This is a genomic window from Paenibacillus sp. FSL M8-0212 (assembly GCF_038004645.1).
In the GTDB taxonomy this organism is placed as follows: domain Bacteria; phylum Bacillota; class Bacilli; order Paenibacillales; family Paenibacillaceae; genus Paenibacillus.
In genome coordinates, this window is sequence record NZ_JBBORP010000001.1 from 1,627,705 (window position 1) to 1,652,796 (window position 25,092).

General features: G+C 46.9%; 22 protein-coding genes. 7 read left to right on the top strand and 15 right to left on the bottom strand.

Translation table 11 applies throughout. The features are described from left to right. Positions 1-66 precede the first annotated feature (66 nt). A complete protein-coding gene (locus tag MKX68_RS07170) occupies positions 67-636 on the top strand; it encodes a TetR/AcrR family transcriptional regulator (RefSeq protein WP_091038820.1) in 570 nt (189 codons plus the stop codon). A 146-nt stretch (positions 637-782) separates the two neighbouring features. Here MKX68_RS07170 and MKX68_RS07175 read toward each other — a convergent pair whose 3' ends face one another. Both MKX68_RS07175 and MKX68_RS07180 read right to left on the bottom strand, forming a co-directional pair. After that, positions 783-1,568 (bottom strand): sirohydrochlorin chelatase, encoded by a 786-nt coding sequence (locus tag MKX68_RS07175; RefSeq protein WP_340910441.1) that lies wholly within the window; start codon positions 1,566-1,568, stop codon positions 783-785. A gap of 1 nt (position 1,569) precedes the next feature. Next, complete coding sequence (locus MKX68_RS07180; RefSeq protein WP_017690665.1) at positions 1,570-1,860, bottom strand: YerC/YecD family TrpR-related protein; 291 nt, start codon at positions 1,858-1,860, stop codon at positions 1,570-1,572. 454 nt (positions 1,861-2,314) lie between these two features. Here MKX68_RS07180 and MKX68_RS07185 point away from each other — a divergent pair, with 454 nt between their 5' ends. Together MKX68_RS07185 and MKX68_RS07190 are read left to right on the top strand one after the other, a co-directional pair. Beyond that, positions 2,315-2,953, top strand: coding sequence for a tyrosine protein kinase (locus tag MKX68_RS07185; protein WP_339786352.1), 639 nt, complete (start codon positions 2,315-2,317; stop codon positions 2,951-2,953). A 132-nt stretch (positions 2,954-3,085) separates the two neighbouring features. Then, complete coding sequence (locus MKX68_RS07190) at positions 3,086-4,174, top strand: DNA alkylation repair protein (RefSeq protein WP_340910443.1); 1,089 nt, start codon at positions 3,086-3,088, stop codon at positions 4,172-4,174. Between the two features lie 286 nt (positions 4,175-4,460). On the opposite strand, the gene corA is transcribed toward MKX68_RS07190, so the two are convergent. From corA to MKX68_RS07210, 4 genes are all read right to left on the bottom strand, one after another. After that, entirely contained in the window at positions 4,461-5,420 is a 960-nt protein-coding gene (corA, locus tag MKX68_RS07195; protein ID WP_036668386.1) for a magnesium/cobalt transporter CorA, read from the bottom strand. A gap of 307 nt (positions 5,421-5,727) precedes the next feature. After that, positions 5,728-6,717: an inorganic phosphate transporter gene (locus MKX68_RS07200; RefSeq protein ID WP_062836232.1), complete on the bottom strand. Its 990-nt coding sequence runs from the start codon at positions 6,715-6,717 to the stop codon at positions 5,728-5,730. 14 nt (positions 6,718-6,731) lie between these two features. After that, the gene (locus tag MKX68_RS07205) at positions 6,732-7,349 is read right to left on the bottom strand and encodes a DUF47 domain-containing protein (protein ID WP_076215091.1); all 618 of its coding nucleotides are present in this window, start codon (positions 7,347-7,349) and stop codon (positions 6,732-6,734) included. 317 nt (positions 7,350-7,666) lie between these two features. After that, positions 7,667-8,743: a DUF3048 domain-containing protein gene (locus MKX68_RS07210; protein WP_340910450.1), complete on the bottom strand. Its 1,077-nt coding sequence runs from the start codon at positions 8,741-8,743 to the stop codon at positions 7,667-7,669. A gap of 338 nt (positions 8,744-9,081) precedes the next feature. On the opposite strand from MKX68_RS07210, the gene MKX68_RS07215 reads away from it, so the two are divergent. Together MKX68_RS07215 and MKX68_RS07220 are read left to right on the top strand one after the other, a co-directional pair. Then, positions 9,082-9,621: a DoxX family protein gene (locus MKX68_RS07215; protein WP_338590843.1), complete on the top strand. Its 540-nt coding sequence runs from the start codon at positions 9,082-9,084 to the stop codon at positions 9,619-9,621. Positions 9,622-9,778: 157 nt separating this feature from the next. After that, the gene (locus MKX68_RS07220) at positions 9,779-9,991 is read left to right on the top strand and encodes a hypothetical protein (RefSeq protein WP_017690673.1); all 213 of its coding nucleotides are present in this window, start codon (positions 9,779-9,781) and stop codon (positions 9,989-9,991) included. 168 nt (positions 9,992-10,159) lie between these two features. Here MKX68_RS07220 and MKX68_RS07225 read toward each other — a convergent pair whose 3' ends face one another. From MKX68_RS07225 to MKX68_RS07235, 3 genes are all read right to left on the bottom strand, one after another. Continuing rightward, positions 10,160-10,945: a DODA-type extradiol aromatic ring-opening family dioxygenase gene (locus MKX68_RS07225; protein WP_339786361.1), complete on the bottom strand. Its 786-nt coding sequence runs from the start codon at positions 10,943-10,945 to the stop codon at positions 10,160-10,162. A gap of 103 nt (positions 10,946-11,048) precedes the next feature. Beyond that, a complete protein-coding gene (locus tag MKX68_RS07230) occupies positions 11,049-11,879 on the bottom strand; it encodes an alpha/beta hydrolase (RefSeq protein ID WP_091038809.1) in 831 nt (276 codons plus the stop codon). A gap of 252 nt (positions 11,880-12,131) precedes the next feature. Further along, positions 12,132-12,365, bottom strand: coding sequence for a hypothetical protein (locus tag MKX68_RS07235; RefSeq protein ID WP_133387380.1), 234 nt, complete (start codon positions 12,363-12,365; stop codon positions 12,132-12,134). Positions 12,366-12,831: 466 nt separating this feature from the next. Between MKX68_RS07235 and MKX68_RS07240 the strand changes: the two genes are divergently transcribed. Continuing rightward, positions 12,832-13,590 (top strand): DUF1129 family protein, encoded by a 759-nt coding sequence (locus MKX68_RS07240; protein ID WP_340910455.1) that lies wholly within the window; start codon positions 12,832-12,834, stop codon positions 13,588-13,590. Between the two features lie 16 nt (positions 13,591-13,606). Here the strand turns inward: MKX68_RS07240 and MKX68_RS07245 are convergent, their stop codons facing one another. Both MKX68_RS07245 and MKX68_RS07250 read right to left on the bottom strand, forming a co-directional pair. Then, on the bottom strand, positions 13,607-14,524 hold the full coding sequence (locus MKX68_RS07245) for an AraC family transcriptional regulator (protein ID WP_340910459.1): 918 nt from the start codon (positions 14,522-14,524) through the stop codon (positions 13,607-13,609). A gap of 222 nt (positions 14,525-14,746) precedes the next feature. Next, entirely contained in the window at positions 14,747-17,917 is a 3,171-nt protein-coding gene (locus MKX68_RS07250) for a copper amine oxidase N-terminal domain-containing protein (protein ID WP_340910462.1), read from the bottom strand. Positions 17,918-18,233: 316 nt separating this feature from the next. Between MKX68_RS07250 and MKX68_RS07255 the strand changes: the two genes are divergently transcribed. After that, positions 18,234-19,205 carry a hypothetical protein gene (locus MKX68_RS07255; RefSeq protein WP_340910465.1) on the top strand — a complete coding sequence of 324 codons (972 nt, stop codon included), beginning with the start codon at positions 18,234-18,236 and terminating at the stop codon, positions 19,203-19,205. 147 nt (positions 19,206-19,352) lie between these two features. Here MKX68_RS07255 and MKX68_RS07260 read toward each other — a convergent pair whose 3' ends face one another. The 4 genes from MKX68_RS07260 to MKX68_RS07275 form a co-directional block, all read right to left on the bottom strand. Then, positions 19,353-19,955, bottom strand: coding sequence for a GNAT family N-acetyltransferase (locus MKX68_RS07260; RefSeq protein WP_340910467.1), 603 nt, complete (start codon positions 19,953-19,955; stop codon positions 19,353-19,355). Beyond that, positions 19,955-21,247: a threonine ammonia-lyase IlvA gene (ilvA, locus tag MKX68_RS07265; RefSeq protein WP_339312124.1), complete on the bottom strand. Its 1,293-nt coding sequence runs from the start codon at positions 21,245-21,247 to the stop codon at positions 19,955-19,957. Before ilvA ends, MKX68_RS07260 begins: the two co-directional genes overlap by 1 nt. A 292-nt stretch (positions 21,248-21,539) precedes the next feature. Continuing rightward, a complete protein-coding gene (locus MKX68_RS07270; RefSeq protein WP_340910470.1) occupies positions 21,540-22,430 on the bottom strand; it encodes an alpha/beta hydrolase in 891 nt (296 codons plus the stop codon). A 363-nt stretch (positions 22,431-22,793) separates the two neighbouring features. Further along, entirely contained in the window at positions 22,794-25,085 is a 2,292-nt protein-coding gene (locus MKX68_RS07275; RefSeq protein WP_340910472.1) for a beta-glucosidase family protein, read from the bottom strand. Positions 25,086-25,092 lie beyond the last annotated feature (7 nt).

A 25,092-nucleotide genomic window follows, 5' to 3' on the forward strand; every position in this document is an offset into this window, starting at 1 on the left:
ATATCCGTTTTTGTTGAATAATCAACGAATGATTCCTTATTGTTGAAAACCATCATAGGAGGGGCCATGGACAGACGAGTACTCAAGACACGAAAGGCGATAATTGAAGCTTTTGTGGGGTTACTGGAGGAACAGGATTTTGAGCAAATTACGATAAACGATATTGCTGATCGGGCTAATGTAAATCGAGGAACCATCTATTTGCATTACGCTGACAAGTTCGACCTGTTGGATCAATGCATTGAGACCTATTTGCAGCAGTTGTTAGATGCCTGTATGATCGAAAGCTCTACTACAACACCCGTTACAGCCAAGGATGCGCTGCTCAGAACTTTCCGTTATCTGGAACAGCACGCCTCTACCTATACTACACTTCTAACCAAAAAAGGTATTCCGGCATTCCGTAGTAAGTTGATGGGATTGTTGGTCCAGGGAGTGGAGGAACAGATGGATGCCTGTGGCATCCAGGAAGGTATGAAAAAAGAGATCACCATACAGTTTCTTGCTTCCGCTGCTGTGGGCCTCCTGGAGTGGTGGATTATGAATTCCATGCCTTATCCGGCCGAGGAGATCGTTGACCAATTAATAAGTTTACTGGAGCTACATCTGCAATTGCACGCTCCCATTAATGGATAAATTAATCCTCGCTCAAGTGATCTACAACAAACAAAAACCACGTCCTTCGACGTGGTTTGATTGTTTATGAAGCTATGGAGTTGAACTCAATTGATACTGCATCATTACGAGCGATGTGATTACACACCTATGCCAAAGCAATCATTTCAAGAAGAAACTTTAACTTCATTACATCTCTCCAGCAAAATCTGGATTTGGCGCTCCAGCCACTGCACAAGCAATGGATGTGGCAACAGTGTCTCACCGCTGTACACATAGTTCAGTTCCTGCAGCCGATCCGGGATAACGTTCCTCGTGAAATAACCGGCACTCAAAAATAGCGGCGCCACAATGACTCGGTTCCCCCGCTCTTCACTCCAGTACTTTACTTTGTCGTACACACTCTCCGGATTCAGCAATGCATAATCCGTATGGGCTACACCACTAACTTCCTGCACACGCTCTGCAAGGGAAGAAATTCCGGCTTCCCAACGCTCGCGAAAACCATCATGAATACTCCCATGTCCTACAAGCAGAATCGTTTCCTCCTCCGGTTGCTGCGACAGTAATCGGACTTTGTCCCACACCATCACGGCAATATCCGGATCGTTATCCACTGGATAACCAAAGTGAACCCGAGCCTTCACATCGAACGGTTCCAGATCCGTTTCGCGATCAGGTGTTTCCTTTGCACCGATGGCATATTCAATTTCATCCACATGTGTACTCCCGGACGAAACAAATAGAGGTACGACCAGAATATCGGTTACGCCTTGTGCTTCCAGTCGGTCGATACCGTCCTGGATCAGGCGTCCTTCCACAAGTTCCAGAAAACCGGCTTCAACCGGTAATGGAACAGGCAGATTCAACCGGGAGATCGCGTCATCGACGGATTCCACCCAGGTCTGCTCCTGTGAACCGTGACTGATGATGAGTACACCCGGCTTCTTCATGTTAGCGTCCCAGGCGTTCCAGCGTCATTTTATAACCATCATTGCCGTAATTCAGGCAGCGTTTCACACGTGAAATTGTAGCTGTACTCGCACCTGTCTCTGCTTCAATCTGGTTATACGTATTGCCTTTACCCAACATACGAGCCACTTCCAGCCGCTGGGACATGGATTGGATCTCGTTTACTGTGCAGAGGTCATCAAAGAAAACATAACACTCTTCAATATCTTTTAGCGTCAAAATAGCCTCAAATAGTTGTTCAATGCTTTTATCATTTAGCTTTTTCAGCTGCATTTCATCATCATCCCCTAGCGGTTACTGTGTACCTACATTGTACTCACCCTGAGTTGGTATTTCAAGCGTTACCGATTTCACGCACTACAGAATAAAAATACATGTTACCGCTTACAAAAGGTACTATTGTCCTCCCCTCGCGTACATCGGGCGAATTTACCGCGCTATTTCCCAGTTTTCACCTGTATATATCCGATTACTTATGTAGGATTTCAATCCTCCTAAATGTTACAATTTTGTGTCTAAACTGCATTTTACTCTTCGTGAACCTGCCATCATACATGCGCCCAAATCCGCAAATATCCCGTTTTCCGGGATACCCGCCTACGCCGTCTCTCCGCGAATGACATACAGTATAACAAAAGGGAGTTCCACTACCGTATATGATATACATCTGTCAGGAAACTTGTGGAACGCAATTCCGAAATCCAATATAGAAGGAACGTGATCGTTCATGCCACAGCATTATTATCACCGCCAGCCAGCACAAGGGCAACGTCCGTCTTCTCATGCTCATCGGCAGGCACGTACTTCTGCCTATATGCCGCCCGGTGTGGTTCCGCGGTCTTTGAATGAAACTCAGATTCAACCGATGTACCCTGGAGTAGAGCCCCATTACCCGGGCTTCGGTGAAGTCGAAGCATCTGCCATCGTACCGTATGGGCAAGGTGCTCCAGGCGGGAACTTTTATGGAGGTGCAGCTCAGGTGGTTCCCCCTGCTCCGGTACAGGCGCCTGCTGCTACAGGCAGTTCCGGGTTTTCGTTAGCCAACATTGGTGAGTTAAAAGGAATGATTGACCGCTTCGGCGGAATTGACGGGATTATGAGTGGAATAGGCAAAATGCAGAAGGTCGTTGGTGGTATCCAGCAGATGGCTCCGATGATGAAACTCGTTATGGGCATTCTGCCTTTTGGAAAAGGAAAATCGAATAACAGCGCAGCTGATGCAGACTATGAAGAATATACGCCCCCCCGGAAACGTAAAAGCAAACGTCGGAACAAAACAACGAATGCTACACGTCGCCGCAATACAACTCCAGTCCGCCGCAAATCCAATACCACCAAGCGCCGTCCCAAAAGTCGCAAAGGTTAAATTCATCCAGGCACCCCCTTACAGAAGGTGGGTGCCTTAACACCGTTCATTAATATATCAAAAATTTCAGGAACTTATGTTCTTATTTCTGCAATTTGAGGTATACTTGATAATAACTAAAGGAGGCGGACCATGGAACTTATCAAAGACAAATATACTCCCGCATTAATCGATCGGACCGGCGAACAGTTGCGTCAATTCTACCCGAAGCTGGATACACAGCAATTTCATGAATTGGTTTTTGCTGAAGGCTGGGAACAGTTGGAATTCAAAGCGCGCATTCGCCGAATCACACTGGCCTTGACTGCAGTACTGCCCGACAATTATGAGGAAGCATTACATATTATTGAACAAGCCGCTCCGAATATGAGAGGCGTTGAATATCTGTTTGTACCGGATTTTATCGAAGTGAACGGACTTGACCCAGAGGATTACGAGTTATCCATGAAGTATCTGACCCTCTTCACACCTTATTCCAGCTCCGAGTTCGCGGTACGCCCGTTTATTAAACATTTTCCAATCCAAACGATGAAACATATGATGGCGTGGGCAGAGAGCAACAACGAGCATATCCGCAGACTTGCCAGTGAAGGCAGCCGGCCACGTTTGCCATGGGGTGCCAAACTCCAGAACTTTATCACTGATCCAACACCTGTACTTCCGATTCTGCATGCATTGAAACAGGACGAGTCCCTCTATGTTCGCAAAAGTGTCGCCAATCATCTGAATGACATCTCCAAGGACCACCCTGAACTGGTTATGGATCTGGCCACGACCTGGTACGGACAACATGTACACACCGACTGGATTGTCCGGCATGCCAGCAGGTCATTACTGAAGAAAGGACATAGCAAAGCACTAAGTCTTTTTGGTTATAACGAGCAGGATTCGATTCACATTGAGCAGCTTCAGCTTGTCCAGGATACGATTAGCATTGGCGAGGATCTTCATTTCTCGTTTGATGTCGTTAATGAGAGCGGCGAGTCACAGATGCTGCGAATTGAATATGAGATGGGTTATATGAAGGCAAACGGCAAACAGGCTCCCAAACGATTCAAATGCTCTGATAAAATGTACCCGACAGGCAGAACCAAGGTAGCCACCAAACAATCTTTCAAAGTCATCACAACGAGAAAATACTATGCTGGACTGCATACGCTAACAATTGTTGTGAATGGTAAAGAGGCGGCAACGACTTCTTTTATCCTTGAAGTGGAGTAACAGGAAGACATCGTAAGTTATACACAGCTTATTGCTGCGGAATAGTTATTCACATGTGGATACATTTATTTTCAAAACTTCCAATAGAAGAATCAGAAAGGCCACCTGGCAATCATCTTCCGACAGGTTAATCCATTCCTGCCTGAGATCCTTGTCCAGTGGCCCTTTTCATATGTAACAAACGTTGCTTCAACTATGCAATCTTCTTCTGATGATCTGCTCGTAATAGCGTGCGCTTATCACCGAAAGATGGAACTGCATTTAGAGCAGTAAAGTGTCATGTTCTCTACTTAAACCATCCCCGCTTTACAAACCAGGCCACCATGCTACCTCCAAGTACAAACATTAACAATAACACCGCCCCATACCCAAACTTCCACTGAAGTTCAGGCATATAGGCAAAGTTCATGCCATAGATTCCCGCGATCAGCGTGAGCGGCATAAATACGGTCGTAATCACCGTAAGTGTCTTCATGATCTGGTTCATCCGGTTGGAGTTCAGGGAAATATAACTGTCACGTAGGTCGGCCGTCATCTCCCGATCGGCTTCGATCATGTCTGTCAGCTTCAATAAATGGTCATAGATATCGGTAAAATAAGCCGTATGTTCACCTGTTCGCTGCACATGCTGGGAGTTCACCACCCGATAGAGCAGATCCCGCATCGGTACTACGGTTCTTCTAAGCTTCAGCAATCGAGTCCGCAGATCAAACACCTGGTTCATCAAGTCTTCAACTGACTCTTGTCCACCCCGGTTCTCCAGTTCAGCCAGTTCATCCTCAATCGCAAATAAAGACGGAAAATAATGATCGACCAGCTTGTCCATCACCGTATAGGCTGCTGCCACCGGACCTCGCGCCCAGATGGTTCGTTCATGTGCATGGTGCAACAACCGTTCCCACGCTTCATCCACTTCCTCCAATACGCCATGATGAAAAGACACTAGGAAGTTTGATCCGAGAAACAAGTCAACCTCCTCGGCTTCCAGTGTGGACGGGTTCAGTGCATGCAGCACAAGAAACTGCAGATTATCATAATAATCGAGCTTGGGCCGCTGCAACACATGCAGACAATCCTCTATGGCTAATGGATGAAAATGAAAATATGTATCCAGCAAACGGCTTTCCTCTTCCGTTGGCTGGTTAAAATCCGCCCATACCCAGGCGTAATCGTTCAGATCCAACTGTGTAAGTGGTACGTTAACGGAGACTTGGTGTTCTCTTGTAATGGCGAGTGTACGAATCATAAATCAGATCACATCCTTGTCCTGTATCTATACGTTATTGTACACAGGTGCCTTCAAACTCGACAACAAAAAAAGCCAACCCTGTTGGCTTCTCTCATTTCCCTATCCACAGTTCCCTGTATCCACAGGAATATCTTCTTTTGGTTTATCATTCCACGGATGGCTATCCACATATCCAGCCTGTCCACACGTTCATGCACAGGCGTCTCTTGATTTTGGTTGTATATTTATCCACATATCCCGATATTCACACAGTTATGAACAGTTTGTCTGGTAACCCCGAATTCGTTCGGGATAACTTCTCTTTTTAGAAAATAATCCAGTAGAGCAATCCTGCCAGTCCCGCAGTAATCGGAATCGTAATGAACCACGTAATAATGATACGTCCAGCTAGTCCCCATTTCACAGCAGAGAAACGTTTCGCGGAACCTACACCAAGAATAGCTGATGTGATCGCGTGCGTCGTACTAACTGGAAGGTGAAGCAACGTTGCTGTGAAAATAACGGAAGCAGCTGACAGATCGGCGGCGAATCCGTTGATCGGTTCAATTTTAAAGATTTTGGTACCCATCGTTTTGATGATTTTCCAACCACCAATGGATGTACCCAGAGCCATCGCGGTTGCTGCTGAGATTTTAACCCACAGCGGCACTTCCAGATGATCTTGCACACCTGCTGCAACCAAAGCAAACGTAATAATACCCATCGCTTTCTGTGCATCATTCGTACCATGTGTGAATGCTTGCAGTGCAGCCGTGAAAATCTGTACCGTACGGAAACCTTTATTCACGTTATGCGGACTGCGTTTGGCGAAAATATATTTGAGAATCGTCATGACCACATAACCGATGGCAAACGCGATCAGAGGTGATAATAGCAAACCTCCGACGATATCAATGAATCCGCTCCACTTCACTTTGTCAGATCCTGCGCCAACAAGCACGGCACCTGCAAGGGCTCCGATAAGTGCATGTGATGAGGAAGACGGAATACCAAACCACCATGTAACCAGGTTCCAGATAATCGCTGCGATCAAGGTGACTATGACGACCTCGATCCCGTTATCCAGCGTGGTGGGGTCGGTCACACTCCCCCCAATCGTCTTCGCAACGCCTGTAAACATCATCGCACCGACAAAGTTCATCACCGCTGCCAAAAGGATCGCGCGACGTGGCGTTAGTGCCCGTGTTGATACCGAAGTAGCAATGGCATTCGCAGTGTCGTGAAAACCGTTGATGAAGTCAAACGCCAGTGCAAGGAAGACGACTATACCTAATACCCAAATCGTTGTTTCCATTATTCTCTGGCTCCTTAAGAATTACGCATAATGATGGATTCGAGCACATTCGCCACGTCTTCACAAGCATCCGTTGTTGTCTCAAGACGTTCGTAAATTTCCTTACGCTTGATCAGTTCAATCGGATCAGACACGGTAGCGAAGAGATGTTTGATACACATGCGCAGCACTTCGTCGCCCTGGTTTTCCAGATCATTCAAACGAATGGTGTATTCACGGATGGCCAGCAATTTTTTCTGTGACAGCAGATGAATCGCCTTCTGAATTTCGTAAGCCGATTGGCGCAGAATTTCAGAGAACTGAACGATAAATTCGTCCGGATCCGTCAGTTGGTACATATAGAAACGGGAAGCCGTTGCTTCGAGTCCGTCCAATACGTCATCAAGTGTTGTTGTCAGCTCCATAATATCATCGCGTTCGATCGGCGTGATAAATGTTTTGTTGAGTTCTGTAATGATCGTATGCACGTAATCATCACATTTCGACTCGTACTTCTTCATTTCATTGGCAAAAAGAGTCACATCCTGAAGGTTGGAAACATGCTGGGAGAAATAATCTGCCGCTTGAACAACCGTATCTGCCATATTCTCCAGTGTCTCAAAAAATATATCCTTCTTCTTCTTAAGCTTCATAGCTCTATCCCCTTTACGAGAAAAATTGCCGATAACCGATGAAACATGAAATGACAACCTTTGATATCTTATCATATTTGTTTCATGGTTTGTACAAAAGGTGTGATCCTTTTTTATATTCTTATCACATTAATCTGAAATGAATCTTAATTATTTGGAATAATGGTAAATTCAAGTCAAGATTTTACACTGCGTTTACAATTCGACATCAAATTTCAAAATCGACAAGATTCTACTTTTCACGCCAAGGTACAATATCATGCCTTTTCGACGACAAAATGGATACATGTTTCATCGTTTTCTTTCATTACATCCTTTTATTGCTGCACAGCCAGCTTCACATGACTAGAAAATTCCGGTTGATTGGGAACAATGCTGATAAAGGTTTTGCCAGGCACAAGAGCCACTTCACTGCCATCCTGAACAAACCGTATAATATCCCCTTGCTTCTTCACCCACTGCCCACGAATCATCTTGCCTTTCTGGAACAACATGGCTTCCCCGCCCTGTTCCAAATTAACGGACAACCGACCTACACTATCAAGCACCTTGTGATCTGCACCTGCCACAATGATGTTCGCTGCGCCAAGTTGTGTCCCATTATCCAGATCCTGATCTGCCTTACCATTCACCATTCTCATATATCGTCCACTAACTTCATCATAATCATACGTCACCCGGTAACTATCCAATAAATAATGGATATCGAATTGCTTCACTGCCTCTCCTGTGGATGTCGCGCCTTCTTTGTTATAGATGTATACGGGAGACTTGAAATCATGGCTATACCCCTTGATATCTGCTCCTTCTCTCAGCTTGTCCGCTGAAGTATACAGATTATGTGGGGCTTTACGATCCGAGGAACGCCAGAAGTAAGGTCCACCATTCGAGATTTCATCCATATGCTGTTTCTGCTGCCTTTGCAAAATGGAATACGCCTCCGGACTGCCTCCGGCATGAACAAGTACCCCATCATAACTCTCACCAAGCTCAATCAGATATGGACGTATACTGCGAACAGGTCCAACCGTCTCCGCACCGCCTTCACTCTGGAAGATGGCTATGAAACGGGTAATGCCACCCTCTGCGAGGACTTCAAGAATGATATCGGCTGAACTTAGACCCGATTGGGGCCGAGCCGCTGGTGCATTATTAATCATTACGGCGAGTGGTCGACGCGTAATCGCTTCATCTACAGGCAGACCCGTCAAAGGTGCTGTATAGAGAGATGTATTGGACTCTTCCACAGTCTGTTCTTCTTGTACAGGTGCAGGTGTCGGTTCTGGCTGAACTGGCATCTGCGCCACCTCCTGGTTTTGGCAGGCAACAAGACTTAATGAGAGAATAAACAGAGATGCAGCCGATGCTGCTTTGTTCCATTTAAAAAGCTTCAATATAGGACCTCCTGAACGATATGGCCTGGTTCTAAGTTGTGATATATGTCTCATGTGGGCAACCATTTCACGTATTTCTTTCCATTTAATCACACCCCATCCGATTTGTCTGCGCCCAGAAGGCCTTGATACAGCGTGAAATTCACATTTGAAACAGCGAATCGCGAGAAAAATATGTCCTAAATGTGAACTTCTCAAACCTTACTTAAAATTTGAACTAGATTGTGATTTTAATCACAAACAAAACGACTTTTGAACTATACAATAAAGACATCAAAGGTGATCACTTAGAAAAAACAAAAACAACACACACTAGATTCCATGAAGGAGTGGTTCATATGTTCAGCTTCAACCAATGGCTTAGAGAAAACAAAGTAGCAATGTGGATTTTGACAGTACTTCGGGTGTATATCGGTTACGATTGGATGACTCACGGATGGAGCAAATTGACTGGCGGATTCGAAGCTGGGGGGTTCCTTGCAGGAGCACTGGAAAAAACAACGGGTGATCATCCAGCAGTTCAAGCATGGTGGGGAACGTTCCTTGAGAAATTCGCAGTACCAAATGCAGGACTGTTCGACTTCGTTATCCCTTTGGGTGAATTCCTTGTAGGTTTGGGTCTCATCCTTGGCTGCTTCACTACACTGGCAGCACTGATGGCTATGGTCATGAACTTCGCGTTCCTCTTCTCGGGAACAGTAAGCACGAATGCTCAACTGGTTGTAATGGAAATCTTCCTTGTTGTTGCTGGTGCAAATGCAGGTAAAATCGGTCTGGACAACTGGGTACTGCCTTACCTTCGCGGATTGATCACTCGCAATAAAGGCAATCATCCTAAAGACACACCAACGATTAGCCCAACTCACAAAACAGCTTAAGCAATCATTCATAGAATTCTCAGCCCTGCTCCCAATCCCCCTGGAGAGCAGGGCTTTTTACTCTTCAAGATCAGCCTGAATGCCCTCACTGACTTGCTCATCCACAGAAAATCATATTATGATGAAATAAAGTTGAACTTCAAAGGAGTACACGATAATGCCGACCCAGCGACGTCTTGAGACCGATGCGGACTTCCAGGAAGCCATGAATATGAAGTATAAGGTTCGAGTTTTTAAAGATAATCACCAGATTGACTCGGGTGGCATCATTATCCGTTTTGACAGCAACACCGTAGTTGTACAATCCAGTGTCAGTGAGCTCGCTTATCATTCCCGTACAGACTGTGAATTGTTCGAAATCCGCAAATAAAGATCTATTGCATAAATAAGTCCTCGTATTGAAAAGAAGGTTCCTTTAACCCATCAAGGGTGTACAGGGACCTTCTTTTGTTTATATATTGTAATTGTATACATTAACACAAGTTATCCGTACCCAACTGGCTTCAAACACCATAATTAGGCTGTTGTCTGTTCCAAGTTACACGCCGTCTCCAAACTGCCAGCAGTTCAAGCTGAGCGTTCCATAAGGGTAAGACTGGAATAAACGCTTCGCTGATCGGGACATATCCGCTGTACCCATGGCGTAGAACAAAGGTGCAAGGTGTTCTGTACCATACGACGGAACTGCCGTGCGTGCATGAGGGGCTTTTTTCTCATATTGAAACAGTTCTCTTGTGTTCCACTGCTGCAAGCGGTCACCGATCCAGTTATCAAATTCCACCGCCCACTCTTGCGGTTCATCCGTATTGCCCAGCAATCGTAAATTGTGAACCGTTCCACCACTGCCAATGATCAGCACATCATCATGACGCAGCTGTTCCAGCATTCGGCCAATATCATACTGTTCCTGCGGCGTACGCAGCGAGTCTACTGATACAGCGATCACAGGGATATTAGCCTCGGGATACATATGGAGCAACGGTACCCATACGCCATGATCCAGCCCTCGGCCACGAATCGGCTGGTGTGCCAGATTGCTACGTGTGAACAAAGCACATATCTCATTCGCTAGATCTGGCTGCCCAGATGCAGGGTATTCCATCGTATACATCGTAGAAGGAAATCCATAAAAATCATGCAAGGTCTGATGTGTATCATCCATCGTCACGGACGGTTCAGGACAATCCCAATGCGCCGTAAATACGACAATGGCTTTCGGAGCCGGCAGCCTGTCTCCAAGCTGGTTCAAGAAGTGAGTGTAGTCATTGCTCTCCACCGCAAGAGCGGGAGAACCATGCGCAATGAAAAGTGCGGGTAATGTCATTGCTGCCAACCTCCAGACACGGATAGAATGCTTACTCTTCTATTTTACCCCTAAGAAGGCGCTTTTCCAAGCTGACATCCCCAAACAGTTGTAATCCTGCCACTTATATCATCCAGTGCTGCCAATCCTGCTCGATCTTCTGACGTTCGCCCAGCCACTCTCTCGTACGCGTAATGAGCTGTTCCCGCTCTTTACCTGAAGAGAAGGTGTGATCGCCCTGGAAGATGATCTCCTTGTCGCAACGACCTTCCTGACGCATCCAGAATACCTTTTGATACAGGAATGCGTAGTCTACAGGAATAATCTCATCTGATGTACCATGCACGACGAGAACATCACCACTAAACTTAACTGCTTCCTGGAATGGCTGTTGTTCAGCAAGAGACTCGAAGAAGGTTGGTGTGAATTTGTATCCAAGATAATCAGCCGCACCCAGTTTCACGCCTTCATCGTATACTTCCCGTCCCGTAATCTTCACGATATCATTGAATGGATAACCCACGGAGGACCACATCACCAGGTTCTTAACACGTTTGTCGCGCACAGCAGTTAGCAATGCAACGGCACCACCCAGACTATGACCAATCAGCGTAACACGCGTAGGATCTACATCACTGCAATTCACCGCGTAATCCAGCACCGAACGGGTCTGCAGCACCATGGACTCCAGTCCCTCCGCTCCATACTCCCCACTGCTCTCTCCGCAACCGATATAATCGAAACGCAGGACCAGATAACCGTCTTCAGCCAGCTCCCGTGCAGTCTTTACAAACAAACGGTCCACGCCGATCCGGCTACCAACGAAGCCGTGGCAGATGACTGCCAGAGGTACGCGCTGCTGACTCTTCCCCTCCTTGATATCTTTCACAACCGGATAATGAATGGTGGCTGTTAATTCTTCCTGTCCATGACGGATACTGATCTGACGTTCCATACCGATTTCCCCTTTCCACGCTTAGCCTGTTGAGTTCCATTATTAAACATATATAATCCGATAAGTTTAGTGTGTATTAAGATGTTATTCATATATTATCATCCCGTACCCTGCAAGTCAACGTAAGTAAGAACCCTTTCTACGTTGACTGCTAATCTACATTTTATCGGTTGATGAGCGCAAAAAAATGAGCCATGCTGATGACAGCTGGCCCGGATATCATTTGGAATTCAAACAAGTGTTGCAGGATCGTTATTCGTAGCTTCTACGGAACATCTCGTGGGTCTCCACCCGTCCATTCCACTCATGCTCATGACCCGAATCACTATTGTCCCAGAAACTTCTTCCCCTCAAATTGCCATCTGTCAGTTCTTCTGCATACTCCGTGTCCTCCAGGTTCTCTTCAAAGGATACAACCTCGTCCACGACTCCACGGGAGTTGCTGTTCAGTAGCAGCTTCCGCGTCAAATCTGTTTGTTTGTCCATAACAAGCACACTCCAATCTTGGATTTCTGTTGGAAATGCTACTATTGTGATGGAATCGGCTGCTCTTTATGCATACTTCACACAATCGTTAGATCTGGGAGGCCTGAGGGATTTTTTTCACATGAACGGGGGAAAATAAACGAACAATCATTGGCAGCATATGCCTCGGAGTCCTTATGCCGAAAGGAATGAATTCATGGAACATCTACTGGAATGGATTCAACATCACGGTAAACTGGTGCTGTTATGCACCTGCGTTATACTGGCCTGTGTATGGATATGGGTCCACCATGAGCAGCTTTTTTATAAGGAATGACTTTGCGAAACGAGAGCCCTTCCCGTATACTAAAATACCGTCAGGGTCTTCAGTCAATTGGAAGATCAGAACGTGTGTAGACAGGGGGAGCAATCATTGGGGATTTCCTATAAGAAGCTTAAAGAAATACAGAATCGGCAAATAACTGAGATGAGTCGAATGACACCTGAACATGTGAAATTGTATGACGAGATCAGCACAATTGCACGTCATGCGCCAGCGGACGAGAGAACACAGGAAGAGTGGATACTCTCCGCAGGAAAAGCAATCGTACAGGCTCAGCGGGATAACAAACCCGCTCGCGAGTTATACGGACCTGATCTGGAACAAGACATCCATGCACAGCTCGGGATAACAAATACAGCACCGGAGAAGACAGCTGCCGTTGAGGTGGGTAAATCCAGCCCAACCCGTGGTAATAGTCCATCAGCTTCATCAAAAAAGAAAGCCAACGCTGTAGAACCACAGTCAACGGAGAATCCAGAGCCTGTGAAACGGACACCAAAGTGGTATGCCATGATTGCTTGGGCGGCTTTGTCTTTTGTCATGTTGATTCAAGGATGTGTGGGATTGTTCGTGGGTTGGACTGGCGGAGATACGGAGCCGTTCCAACACATCAGTCTGTTCTCTCTGATCGTTGCGGCAGTTGGCGGTATTGCATTGGTGGAGATGCTTCGCCGTCTTGCTGAGCGACCGGACGATGAAGGAGCGGACAAGAACACCGTACCTAAGGTTAACCTCAAGGGAATCATCATCTACATCGTAATCGTGGTACTTGTGCTGTTTGTGGGGTATCCACTGCGTGATAAGCTTCCGGTATTTGCACTGGCTCCGTGGGTGAGTGCGGTAATCGGTGTTGTGGGGCTAGCAACGTTAAGGCCTTTATTTGGACAAAAGAAATCAGCATAACACGATATATAACCGATTAAGGGGCCTTGTGGGTCCCTTTTTCCATTTGGAGCTGATTGCGATGTTTGATTCCTTTTCCCGGTGTCTCTCCAAACTCCCGCTTGAACATCCGGATAAAATAGTTCACTTCCATGCCTACCGTCTCTGCCGCCTCTCGTACACTTGCTCGTGGGTGCTTGTCCATCCAGTCCGAAGCCTTCTGCAAACGCAATCGCTGCATATATTGATGTCCTGTCACGCCATAATGATGATGAAATAATCGATTGAGATGCTGCACCGAATAACCCACTGCGTCAGCGATGTGCTTCAATAACAGATCGTCCTGGTAATGTGTATGCATCAAAGCTACGGCTCGGGTAAGTGCATCCAGTGCATCCTTGCTCGGATCTGACTCCCGATTAGAACGTGTTAGAGTGCTCTCCTGTTCCTTAGATGGTCTAACACTTCCGATATCGACAGTAGATGGAATTTTGGATTGTGCTATATCCAAAATGAGCTGATAGATCAGGGTTGATGTGTTCCACATCTCCGTTGCACCTTGATCCAGCGCATGCCAGAGATTGGTCATCCGTGACCAGATGATGTCAAAACCGGAGATAGGGTACGGCTCGTTCTGAAGCAAACCTGCGCTTTGAAGTACCGATCCAGCCGATGCACCGCCAATACCGATATAACCAAGTTCTCCTTTGGATTTGGAATGAGGCACATACTCATGCGCAATCCCAGGTTCCACGATGAATACCTGCCCTGCTCCCATCGTCCATGTCCCTTTTCCCGGAAGCCTGAACTGCCCTTCACCGCCGCCTGACAAAAACAACTGATACACCGGAAATCCATCCGGTCTATGCAGAACTTTCTCTTCCTGCGTGCCCACACAATACAGGTACAGCGGCAACCGGGAATCCGGCAGGCCCGTCAAACGAAATGCAAGCATTCCATCATTCCTTTCGGCTCATAGGCTTCTGGCTTATTCCTTCTATTATCCATCGGGTTGTCCTGTTCCAGCAATGGTCTAAGGAACCTTTTTAGCGACAAGATTTTCAATTATTAATTGAGACAGTTGCGCTAGGATAATAAAAAAACTCCCTTTTCAAATGAAAAGAGAGTTTTGAGTAGTTAAACAGTAATTCATAGTTGAAACACGTGAGCCACAAATTTATGGTGATGTTGTATTATTTGGATCTACCACTGGGGTATCAGAAGCTGGACTACCTGTTGCTGGCTGCTGAGCAGCTGCCAATTGCACTGAGGCAGGAGCGGATAAAGCGTTAACCGTCGCTTGCTGTTGATCCGCAACAGACAAGACATACACTTGATAAGACGTTCCAGCAGCAATTGCATCGCCATCTGTATCTTTCGAAAGGGTCAGTGTCAGGTCTTCTTTAGATCCTGTTACTAAAATCTGGAAGCGATCAGTATTGTTTACACCGTTTGCTACAGGTAAAGTAAAGTTAGAACCGTTTTTCACAACAAAAACTTTATATTGAGATATTCCTTGTTCAGTTGCATTCGGAGTAAGATTAATTTTTATTGCAGGTCCTTGAGCTCCAGTTGCATCGGTTGCAGTAAGGCTTGCGGCCTTCACTTCGACCGGTTGTTGCTGTTTCGGATTCACCTTAATAATATTAGACGCTCCAGAAAGACTTGATTCACGTGTGTTGCTGTCAGACACGGATAAGACAAAGACCTGATAGGATTTACTTGAGTCGATTGGAGCTCCATTAACATCAGTTGTAACCGCAAAAGGCTGGACGTCGGTACTTGACCCATTCTTAGATACACTCAAGTAGTTATTTAATTTCAAAACTGCTTTAGCTGTACTTAAGTTAAACACATCAACCTGACTTGAAGGCACTATCATTATTGCATAATTGGAAATTCCAGTGTCATTCCGGGGCTTCGTGAAAGTAATCAAAATATCTGTTGCATCCCCTGTTGCTTGCGATGCCTCTTTCACAGTTGCCTTAACACTGCTCACTGCTTCCACTGTAGACGTAGTGTTTAATTTGATTATGCCTGATGCTGAAGAAAGCGCATTTGACAGGGACCCGTTGTTATTTACAGCTAAAACGTATACACGATATTCTACACCGTTGATAATCTTGCTACCATCCGTCGCTATTGTCCCACTCGGCAATGTGAACGATCGGTTATTTCCCGTTTTCCCCACTGACGTATAGTATGCGCTGTTTAAAGCACTCGCCGTAGACAGGCTCAACGTACTATTCGCCTTCACTACGAACACTCGATATTCTCTTACATTCGTCTCATCTGCGGATTTATTGAAGGTTACCTGAATATCGCGACCATCTCCATTATCCCCAATGTCCGTTGCAGCCACATTACTCGGAGCCGTTATAGCTGCATTCTGTGTCAGCGTAATTTGGGAAGAGTAACCAGACAAAGCATTTTGACTGGAGTTTCCGTTGTTATTCACCGACAGCACAAATACTCGATAAGCAACGTTATTCGTAATGGTGTAACCATTGGTATCTACCGCATAGTTCGGAAGCGTTACTGACAGGTTACCACCCGTTTTGTTCACCTGCGTATAGTTGCTCGACGCATTAGCTGCGCTCAACGTGAAGCTGCCCACATTAGCGGAACGAACTACATATACTCGGTAGGCAGAGATTCTGGACTCATCCGCAGCTTTGTTGAAAGAAACCCGCAGATCACGACCATCACCGTAGTCACCAATATCTGCAACAGCCAGGTTGCTAATAACTCCCGCGTTACCGTTCGTTGTCAGTCTCAGCACAGTGGAGGAAGCTGACAGCGCATTGGTGTATCCATTTTGCTGATTGCCCACCGCCATCACAAAGATGCGATAATCTTGCAGATTCGTTACGTTATATCCGCTTGTGTCCTTCATGGATGAAGGTAATGTCGTTGTAATGTTGTTGCCTGTTTTATTCACCGTATAGTACAGACTGGAGGACAGGTTACTTGCTGTCGTCAGATTGAAGTTGCTGGCTACCGAGTTACGCACCACGAAGACGCGATAATTCGCCACCTTGGACTCATCCGATGAACGGTTGAAGCTCACCTGGATATCACGACCATCTCCATAATCCGAGTTATCTCTCACTTGCGTAATTACCGGAGATGTTGCTGTGTTTACGGACAACGTAAGTGAAGAGGATGCCGCGGACAACTTGCTATCTGTTGTTGTATTAGTGCTTACGGACAAGATGTATACCACATACGCTGTGCCGCTTTTAATCAATTCGCCGGACGTATCCCGTGTTGAAGAAGTCAGCTGGCTTTTCACTGCGGTACTATTTCCTTTGTATATGATCGTGGAGTTAGCACTGGATACTTTGTTCGCCGCAGCCAGATTGAACGCAGAAGAGTCCTTCGCTTTAACAACAAAAGCACGATAATACGTAATGTTCGATGTTGTGCTCGGCTGCGTGAAGTTAATCTCCAGATCGCGACCATCGCCATAGTCGCTAATATCTGTAGCACGCAGGCTTGTAACCGCCTGTACTGTGGATTTCACATTATTAAGCTTCAAAGCTTGGGAAGACCAGTTCAATGCATTTTTATAATTGTTGCTGCTGTTACCAACAGTCAGTACATACAGGCGATACGTTTCGTTGCTATTGAGCAGATCCCCGTTTACGTCACGCGTCTGTGCATTAAGCGTCAGTTTCGGGTTGCTGCCATTTGGTGTAATGGATGTATAGTTCGCAGCAGGAACGGCAGTTGCTGAGGACTCTGTGAAGCTATTCACATCACGAGTTTTCACCAACATAATCCGGTAGGCAGATACCGCCTTCTCTGAAGTTGGACGTGTGAAGCTCACGGTCAGGTCACGACCATCTCCGTTGCTTCCGGATACCGAACCATAGATGTTCCATGCAGCATATTGTGTCTCATCCACTGGAGGTGTTACCGTTGTCTTGATATCTACACGTTGATTGCGTGAGTTCCAGAATACTTTTTCCCCAAAAGCTTCACTGACAAAACGAATGGGAACCATCGTGTTACCCTTAATCGTGTTAGCAGGTACATCCAGCGATATCGCTTCCCCGTTGATGTATGCCGTTTTGGAACCGAGTGTCAAAGTAACTTCCTGATCATCGCGAGTTGCAACAATCGTTTTGGTTCTGTTGGTGTACTGTACCTTCGCATCCAATCCTTCAAAAATCGACCGAAGCGGAACCAGTACGCGTCCACCTTTCATCACAGGTGCCTGAGCAGATGATAACTCCGCATCATTAATATATATGCTGATCCTCGCAGCTGCATCCATAACCGACGTTGGAAGTGCGGACATCAGCATGGCCGATACAGCCAGCGCTGACATTACCTTCTTCACTTGTTTTCCTCCCGCTTTCCTCATATCCCATATCCCCATTCTCGCATGTAGTTAACATCGAAATAGATTCGTTGTTATTTTCAATAATTCCTGTATTTACCTATGCACAACTAAGACGTTCAGATCAGCTCAAAAGTTTCCAGTTGTACAAAAAATATTTTCGCAGAAATCTTCCTCTATCTTCCACCCTCCAAAAGTTAAAAATAACAGAAGAATTTGTCACCATTCCGCAACCACATCCTGCCCCAATTGCGTTAATGTATAGTGACTAGTGAACAACGCCTATCATTTTCTTAACTACGGGAGGTTCATATCTATGACATCATCGTTCCAATCTGCCACACCTAAAAGCATGCGCACCTTCATTACAGTCACCGCTATCCTCATGCTGCTACAAACGGCTATCGCTCCATTATCTGGAGTCGCTGCTGCCGCATCTTCCAGTACAGATACCAACAAAGTCACGACTGCCAGTTCAACAACCATATATAAAACATTTCAGTCCATGCTCTACAAAAAGAACGGCTTGCCTGCCGCCGATACTTATCTCGAATCTCATATCAAAAAAGTAACAAAGCATCACGCCACCCTGATGGTGCTTCAATTGGAGAATGCTCGCCTGAAGGCGCTAAGTGCCATGACGGACCGCCTGCTCGTTCCTAACGTTCAGGACAAGATGATCAAGGCTTACAAGTTGAACGATAGCTTCACCAAACTTATGGAGCGTACCCAGGACTCCGATCTGCGTGCACTGTTAAAAGAAGCTCGTGACAGCGGCTATCGCCTCGTCATGCTCGAAGGCTCCCTATATCCCATAATGAATTATGCGGCATTCGTGAAATATACCTCTGTAATTAAAGAGGATATCTCAAGCTACATCCATATCATGACAAAGGAAACGAAAAACTTGCCTGCGGATGACGGTGCTCTGGTCATTGGCTATCAGGAAATTCTCCTTCGAGCACTCAGCCAGGAAAGATTCCTGGAGCTGCATCCAACATCAAATCGGGCCAAGCAGGTGCATAACCTGTTAAACAGTTATACCCTGTATACCTTTTATGGGCTGAACAATACACCGCTGTTTGATTATGACACGAACAAAATGATTGCGAACGCCCAAAGAGGCTACAACGGCGTCTTGCAGCGTCTTGCATCCGTCGATAGTGAATTCCTCACCAAGCTGGATTCCTTTATGGACGTGGTTAATGAATCGAAGTATGCAAAAACGGCTGCTGTCGAGAAATGGCTGGAGCAGAATGTGCCGGTCAGCGACTATGCGAATTATTAAGTAATCTGTTCCCCAGGTTAACATCCGTTTCAAATTCATGCTAAATTCCAACAGTTAACCACAACAAAAACCGCCACAGAATTCGCTCCTGTGGCGGTTTTCTTCATGCTTCTATAGTCAAAACTGACTAACCGTCAGCGCTCTGTACTATTGAATCGGTTTGACCATATGATTATACTCATGTCCTGCGATGACAATCACGTCATCTTTGACATATCCCTGCCGTTCGTACAGCATTAGCGCACGGCCATTGTCCCGTTCTACAATCAGGGATACCTGCGAGTGACCCAGATCTCTGCCTTGCTCCTCAAAAGCAGCCATCAGTGCGCGGCCGATGCCCTGCCCCTGATATGCTTCACTTACCGAGAGAGTATCCAGATAATACTCGCCCGGACGGGTTTCTTTGACCAATGCATACTTCTCTTCCTGGCTTCGTCCAGGGCGATCCAGAATCGGCTGGTCCAGACGATCTGCTTCGCCGCCATCATAGGCCACCAGAATCCCCGCGATCAGCCCATCCTGCTCCATCACCGTCACATGACGATAGCTAATCCGGTTGTTTTCCTGTACATAGAACTCCTGCAAAATCTGCATCGCCTTCTCATGATCCGCCTCACCTGCAAGTGCGTATGCAATGTCTCCTATCGCCTGATACAGTAACGGAATGACCTGATCTGCATCTTCCATACGCGCAGGTCTGATCAGAGGAGATGTTTCTTGGTGGTCTGATTGCATACTGGAATGTTTCATCAGATTAACATGTTGAACAGATTCAGATTTTTGTTCAGCTCGGTATAGGCGATACCTTTGCGGTTCATACGTTCAATGAGTGGTTGGTAATCTTCCTTGTACATCAGCTCGATGCCCACCAAGGCAGGACCATTTTCCTTATCATGCTTTTTCGTATATTCAAATCGGGTGATATCATCATTCTTCCCTAGAACTTCCTCCAGGAATTCACGTAAAGCTCCTGCACGCTGTGGGAAATTAACCATGAAATAATACTTCAGACCTTCATAGATGAGGGAACGTTCTTTGATCTCCTGCATCCGGTCAATATCGTTGTTCCCGCCACTAATGACGCAAACCACTGTCTTGCCCACAATTTGCTCACGATACTGCTCCAGCGCCGCAACAGCCAAGGAACCGGCAGGCTCAACCACAATCGCATTTTCATTATAGAGCTCCAGAATAGTTGTGCAGGCTTTGCCTTCTGGCACTTTCACAATGTCATCAAGTATACTGCTGCAGATATCATAGGTCAGATCACCAACCCGTTTCACCGCTGCGCCATCCACGAATTTATCAATATCATCCAACGTCACAACCTGTTTGCGGAACATCGCCTCACTCATGGAGGCTGCCCCAAGTGGCTCGACACCGATGATGCGTGTCTCCGGACTCACGGTCTTCATGTAGGTTCCCACGCCGGCTGCCAGCCCTCCGCCACCAATCGTCACGAATACATAGTCGGCATTCTCATCGAGACTTTCCATAATTTCCATCGCTACCGTACCATTACCTGCAATAATCTTCGGTTGATCAAACGGATGGATGAACGTCATGCCCTGTTCGTCACATGCACGCATTGCTTCTGCGTATGCATCGTCATACGTATCTCCGATCAGCACCACTTCAACGTTGCTGCCGCCAAAACGTCTCACCTGCTTCACCTTCTGGTTCGGCGTTGTACTCGGCATGAAGATTTTGCCGTTAATCCCGAGGGCATTACAGCTAAAAGCGACACCTTGAGCATGGTTGCCTGCACTTGCACAGACAATACCCTTCTCCATCTCGGCTGGCGTCAGACTGCGAATCATATTGTAGGCGCCTCGGATTTTGAACGAACGCACCACTTGAAGGTCTTCCCTTTTCAGATACACATTACAGTTATATTTGGCCGACAATACAGCATCCCGCTGTAACGGCGTTCTTACAATGACCTCACGCAGCACATGATGTGCGCGCACGATATCTTCCATGCCAACACTGGCACGACCGGGACTTGTGGTTCCCGTTGGTTCTTGTTCAACTGGTTTCATGTTGTCTCCACACTCCGCTTATATGGTCTATATAAGTTGAACTACAGTTCATTTACACTGACACTACGATGACAGAATAACCCTCCAATCGCTGTTATCCCCAGATTTTTTTGATTCCCTTTTTCCAAGGGAAAAATCCGTTGATAGCGTATGCTTCCGATGCAGCTTTCTTTCAGAAAGCTTTTAGGCGAACGCTTCGCTTTTTCAGGTTCTTTCTGTCCTCTCCGTTATCGTGTAAATCATTAATTCAACTTATTTAGCAATGTCGCGCACTGCTTTTCTTTGTATTGTATCACTTTTGTTCTGTTCTTGCGCCTGAGCTCACATCGTTTATCATTCGGACAATTTCGTCGATAATGACCTGAGGGTCTGTATACATAACCATATGTCCCGATTGATCCGCCCCAATCCATTTCGCATTGGATAGCTTGCTCACTGTCTGGCGATGCGCCGAGATGAGAGCAGATCTGATTTTCCCCTCTCCCTTGCCCGGTTTCGTACCCGAGATCACGCTAACTTCCAGATCACCCAGAGCCGGGGGATGTTCCAGCAGTGCTGCCATGTCATCCAAAAATGTTTTACCTTCTGCAAGCATCGTGCTGGCTGCCCGTACAGTGAAATCCTCCTTGAGGTGATCCGCTGCTACATCAGCAGGCTGTATGCTTCCAGCTTTGCTGCCGAGCAATTTATATAACCCCGTACGTGCCATGATTGGAATAATGAAACCATTGATGGCAAAGCTCTTTTTAGTAAGCTTGGAAAAATACATTTCGCAATGCTCGTCTGATGGATCTACCAGGATAATGCCACGTAATCGAGATAGATGTGCAGCTGCCGCAGCCCGTACAATCGGACCTCCCCAGCTATGTCCAACCAGAATGAATGGGCCCGGGCTCAGAGCTGTCAGCAGTTCACCAAGGTCCCCTGCAATGCGTTCAAGGCTGCGTGGAGCCGAGTCGACATCACTTCGTCCCGCCCCTGCCCTGTCATACACGACTGCACGTGCATGCTCAGCAATGGCTGGTGCAACCAGTCCCCAGTTCGATCTGGAAGCGCCCATACCGGACTCAAACACCACCGTCAGATCTCCTGTTCCCCTGGACATATAATGTAATTTTCGACCATCGCGGGTCTGAACAAACGCACTTGAACCAAATGTATGTGAGCTAGGGTTAGGATTCATATTCCCCCTCCTGATTACGTGCATAGTCATCTTTCACCGAATCTAATTGAAAATGATTATCAATTACTTCATTATAGAATAATCCATCCTTTACCACAACCATGTTGCTTTAGCAAGTTATAGCAGTCCTGTCACCTCTGTCACGTTGTAGGATCACCCCACACCCCGCCGTTCCGTTAACCCTCCTTTTTCCTTATGAAAAAGAAAACCCGATCCATGATTGGATCGGGTAACTGTAGCAGCCACTATGCGGCTGGCCCTCATTCACATTCTTATGGCTTCGTGCGCATTTCCTGCACGATCGCATAATCGTAATCGCTTAATCCAAGGATGGACTCCTACTCGGTTTAAGGGCGCAGTCCCTTATCCCCGAATACCATGATCCTTGCTGTTCAACTGCTCCAGCAGCTCATTCATCGCTTCTTCCGTCATGGCCCCGCCGCTAAACGCAACCAGTGCACGCAGCGGCATATATTTCATCATCGCATCCATCATATCTGCGTGATCACCAGCATCATCACCGCCAAACCCGCTGGCCTCCTGAAATTGTTGCAAAGCCTGGTCCAGCAGCTTTTTATGGGCCGGATCACGCTGGATATCCCCCAATGTACTATTACGCGTATAGGTTGGAAGGAATGTCGCTGTAGACTCTACATTCACACGTGCGTGCACATGAATGTCCCGTGAGGAACTACCTACCTGAATATCGAACTCTCCGGTCTCCACATGCCAGTCTTTCATATCCACGTTGTAATAGGCGAATGAACGCTTGTTTAGTGTAAAGCTCACTACTTTTGACTCTCCAGGTTCAAGGGCCACCTTGGCAAAAGCCTTCAGTTCTTTGACTGGACGAATAACTGTGCTCTCTACGTCGCTGACATACAGCTGTACAATCTCCTTGCCCGCTCTGTCTCCGGTATTGGTGACCCTAACTTGCACGTTCACCTCATCCTGATCTGTCAGTTCTGTGCGATCTACCTTCAGATCAGCATATTCAAATGTCGTATAACTCAGTCCATAGCCAAACGGGAACAGTGGCTCCAGTTCTTTTTTATCATAATAGCGGTACCCAACAAAGATGCCTTCCCGGTAATCGACACGATCTCCTTCGCCCGGGAAATTCAGATAAGATGGATTATGGCTGAGCTTGGCAGGAAATGTCTCTGCCAGTTTACCGGACGGATTTACCTCTCCATACAACAAATCAGCTATCGCTCCACCAACAGCCTGTCCACCAAGATAAGCTTCGAGCACGGCTTGCACCTGAGGTAGCCAAGGCATCTCTACTGGAGATCCGTTGCTCAGCACAACGACGACACGTGATTGAACCTTCGCAATCTCTTCGATCAGCCGAATATGATTGTCAGGCAGACGCAGATGGGCACGATCATACCCTTCGGATTCATAACGATCCGGCAATCCAACAAACACAACAGCGGTATCCGCCGACTGCGCTGCGTGAACAGCCTCATGCATTAATGTCTCATCCACATCATCCGCTTCAATCCGATAACCCGGGGCATACGAGAAGGTTACACCTTCGCCAGCCACCTGGGTCATCTCTTCTACAATATCATCCACTTTGGTCGGATTAATATGGGAACTGCCGCCGCCCTGGAAGCGAGGTTTGCGCGCAAATGCCCCGATTAACGCCACTTCGCCTTCACGTCCCAGCGGCAGGATACTCTCTTCATTTTTCAGCAAAACCATACTCTCGGCTGCCACCTTGCGTGCAAGTTGGTGGTGCTCATCCTTGTTATAGGTTGCCCCTTCTTGCTTTTGATCAACAGCATTGAAGATCAGCGTAAGCAGACGCTCCACCGCCCGATCCAGCTTGTCCAGCGGCAGTTGTCCGCTCTCTACAGCATTGATCACTTTACGCTCACCGATTCCACCACTTGTAGGCATCTCCAGTTCCAGTCCTGCTGCAAGGGCGTCTGCACGTTCATTGACCGCGCCCCAGTCTGACACCACAAGACCTTCGTGTCCCCATTCGTCTTTCAGGATATCCGTAAGTAACCATTCATTCTCACCTGCGTACGTACCGTTCACCTTATTGTAAGAACACATCACCGTCCACGGCTGTCCATCCTTCACCGCACCTTCGAAACTTGCCAGATAAATCTCACGTAGTGTCCGTTCATCCACCACCGCATCAATCGACATGCGCCGTTCTTCCTGATTATTAACTGCAAAGTGTTTGAGAGACGTACCCACACCCTGACTCTGCACACCTTGAATATGACCAGTAGCCATCTGCGTAGATAACAACGGATCTTCGGAAAAGTATTCAAAATTACGCCCGCCCAGCGGGGAACGTTTAATGTTCACACCCGGCCCAAGCAGTACCGCTACATCCTCGGCCTGACATTCCTCACCCAAGGCCACTCCGACCTGACGCGCCAGCTCCTTGTCCCATGAACTAGCCAATCCTGCCGCAGATGGGAAACAGGTTGCAGGCACGCTCGACGTTAGACCCAGATGATCTGCACTCCCATCCTGTTTGCGTAACCCATGAGGTCCGTCCGTCACCATGATGGATGGAATGCCAAGACGCTCCACCCCTTTCAGATGCCAAAAGTCCAGTCCCGAGCACATACCCGCTTTTTCTTCCAGTGTCATCCGCTGTACCAGTTCCTTGATGTTACGTTCCACATTAACC

What these genes read in the sequence shown, in the direction of transcription:
- MKX68_RS07185 (WP_339786352.1), top strand. Translation starts at nt 2,315, where the DNA reads ATGCCACAGCATTATTATCACCGCCAGCCAGCACAAGGGCAACGTCCG.
- MKX68_RS07170 (WP_091038820.1), top strand. Translation starts at nt 67, where the DNA reads ATGGACAGACGAGTACTCAAGACACGAAAGGCGATAATTGAAGCTTTT.
- MKX68_RS07270 (WP_340910470.1), bottom strand. Translation starts at nt 22,430, where the DNA reads ATGAATCCTAACCCTAGCTCACATACATTTGGTTCAAGTGCGTTTGTT.
- MKX68_RS07220 (WP_017690673.1), top strand. Translation starts at nt 9,779, where the DNA reads ATGCCGACCCAGCGACGTCTTGAGACCGATGCGGACTTCCAGGAAGCC.
- MKX68_RS07215 (WP_338590843.1), top strand. Translation starts at nt 9,082, where the DNA reads ATGTTCAGCTTCAACCAATGGCTTAGAGAAAACAAAGTAGCAATGTGG.
- MKX68_RS07205 (WP_076215091.1), bottom strand. Translation starts at nt 7,349, where the DNA reads ATGAAGCTTAAGAAGAAGAAGGATATATTTTTTGAGACACTGGAGAAT.
- MKX68_RS07175 (WP_340910441.1), bottom strand. Translation starts at nt 1,568, where the DNA reads ATGAAGAAGCCGGGTGTACTCATCATCAGTCACGGTTCACAGGAGCAG.
- corA (WP_036668386.1), bottom strand. Translation starts at nt 5,420, where the DNA reads ATGATTCGTACACTCGCCATTACAAGAGAACACCAAGTCTCCGTTAAC.
- ilvA (WP_339312124.1), bottom strand. Translation starts at nt 21,247, where the DNA reads ATGAAACCAGTTGAACAAGAACCAACGGGAACCACAAGTCCCGGTCGT.
- MKX68_RS07190 (WP_340910443.1), top strand. Translation starts at nt 3,086, where the DNA reads ATGGAACTTATCAAAGACAAATATACTCCCGCATTAATCGATCGGACC.
- MKX68_RS07255 (WP_340910465.1), top strand. Translation starts at nt 18,234, where the DNA reads ATGACATCATCGTTCCAATCTGCCACACCTAAAAGCATGCGCACCTTC.
- MKX68_RS07245 (WP_340910459.1), bottom strand. Translation starts at nt 14,524, where the DNA reads ATGCTTGCATTTCGTTTGACGGGCCTGCCGGATTCCCGGTTGCCGCTG.
- MKX68_RS07260 (WP_340910467.1), bottom strand. Translation starts at nt 19,955, where the DNA reads ATGAAACATTCCAGTATGCAATCAGACCACCAAGAAACATCTCCTCTG.
- MKX68_RS07180 (WP_017690665.1), bottom strand. Translation starts at nt 1,860, where the DNA reads ATGCAGCTGAAAAAGCTAAATGATAAAAGCATTGAACAACTATTTGAG.
- MKX68_RS07235 (WP_133387380.1), bottom strand. Translation starts at nt 12,365, where the DNA reads ATGGACAAACAAACAGATTTGACGCGGAAGCTGCTACTGAACAGCAAC.
- MKX68_RS07240 (WP_340910455.1), top strand. Translation starts at nt 12,832, where the DNA reads ATGAGTCGAATGACACCTGAACATGTGAAATTGTATGACGAGATCAGC.
- MKX68_RS07230 (WP_091038809.1), bottom strand. Translation starts at nt 11,879, where the DNA reads ATGGAACGTCAGATCAGTATCCGTCATGGACAGGAAGAATTAACAGCC.
- MKX68_RS07200 (WP_062836232.1), bottom strand. Translation starts at nt 6,717, where the DNA reads ATGGAAACAACGATTTGGGTATTAGGTATAGTCGTCTTCCTTGCACTG.
- MKX68_RS07225 (WP_339786361.1), bottom strand. Translation starts at nt 10,945, where the DNA reads ATGACATTACCCGCACTTTTCATTGCGCATGGTTCTCCCGCTCTTGCG.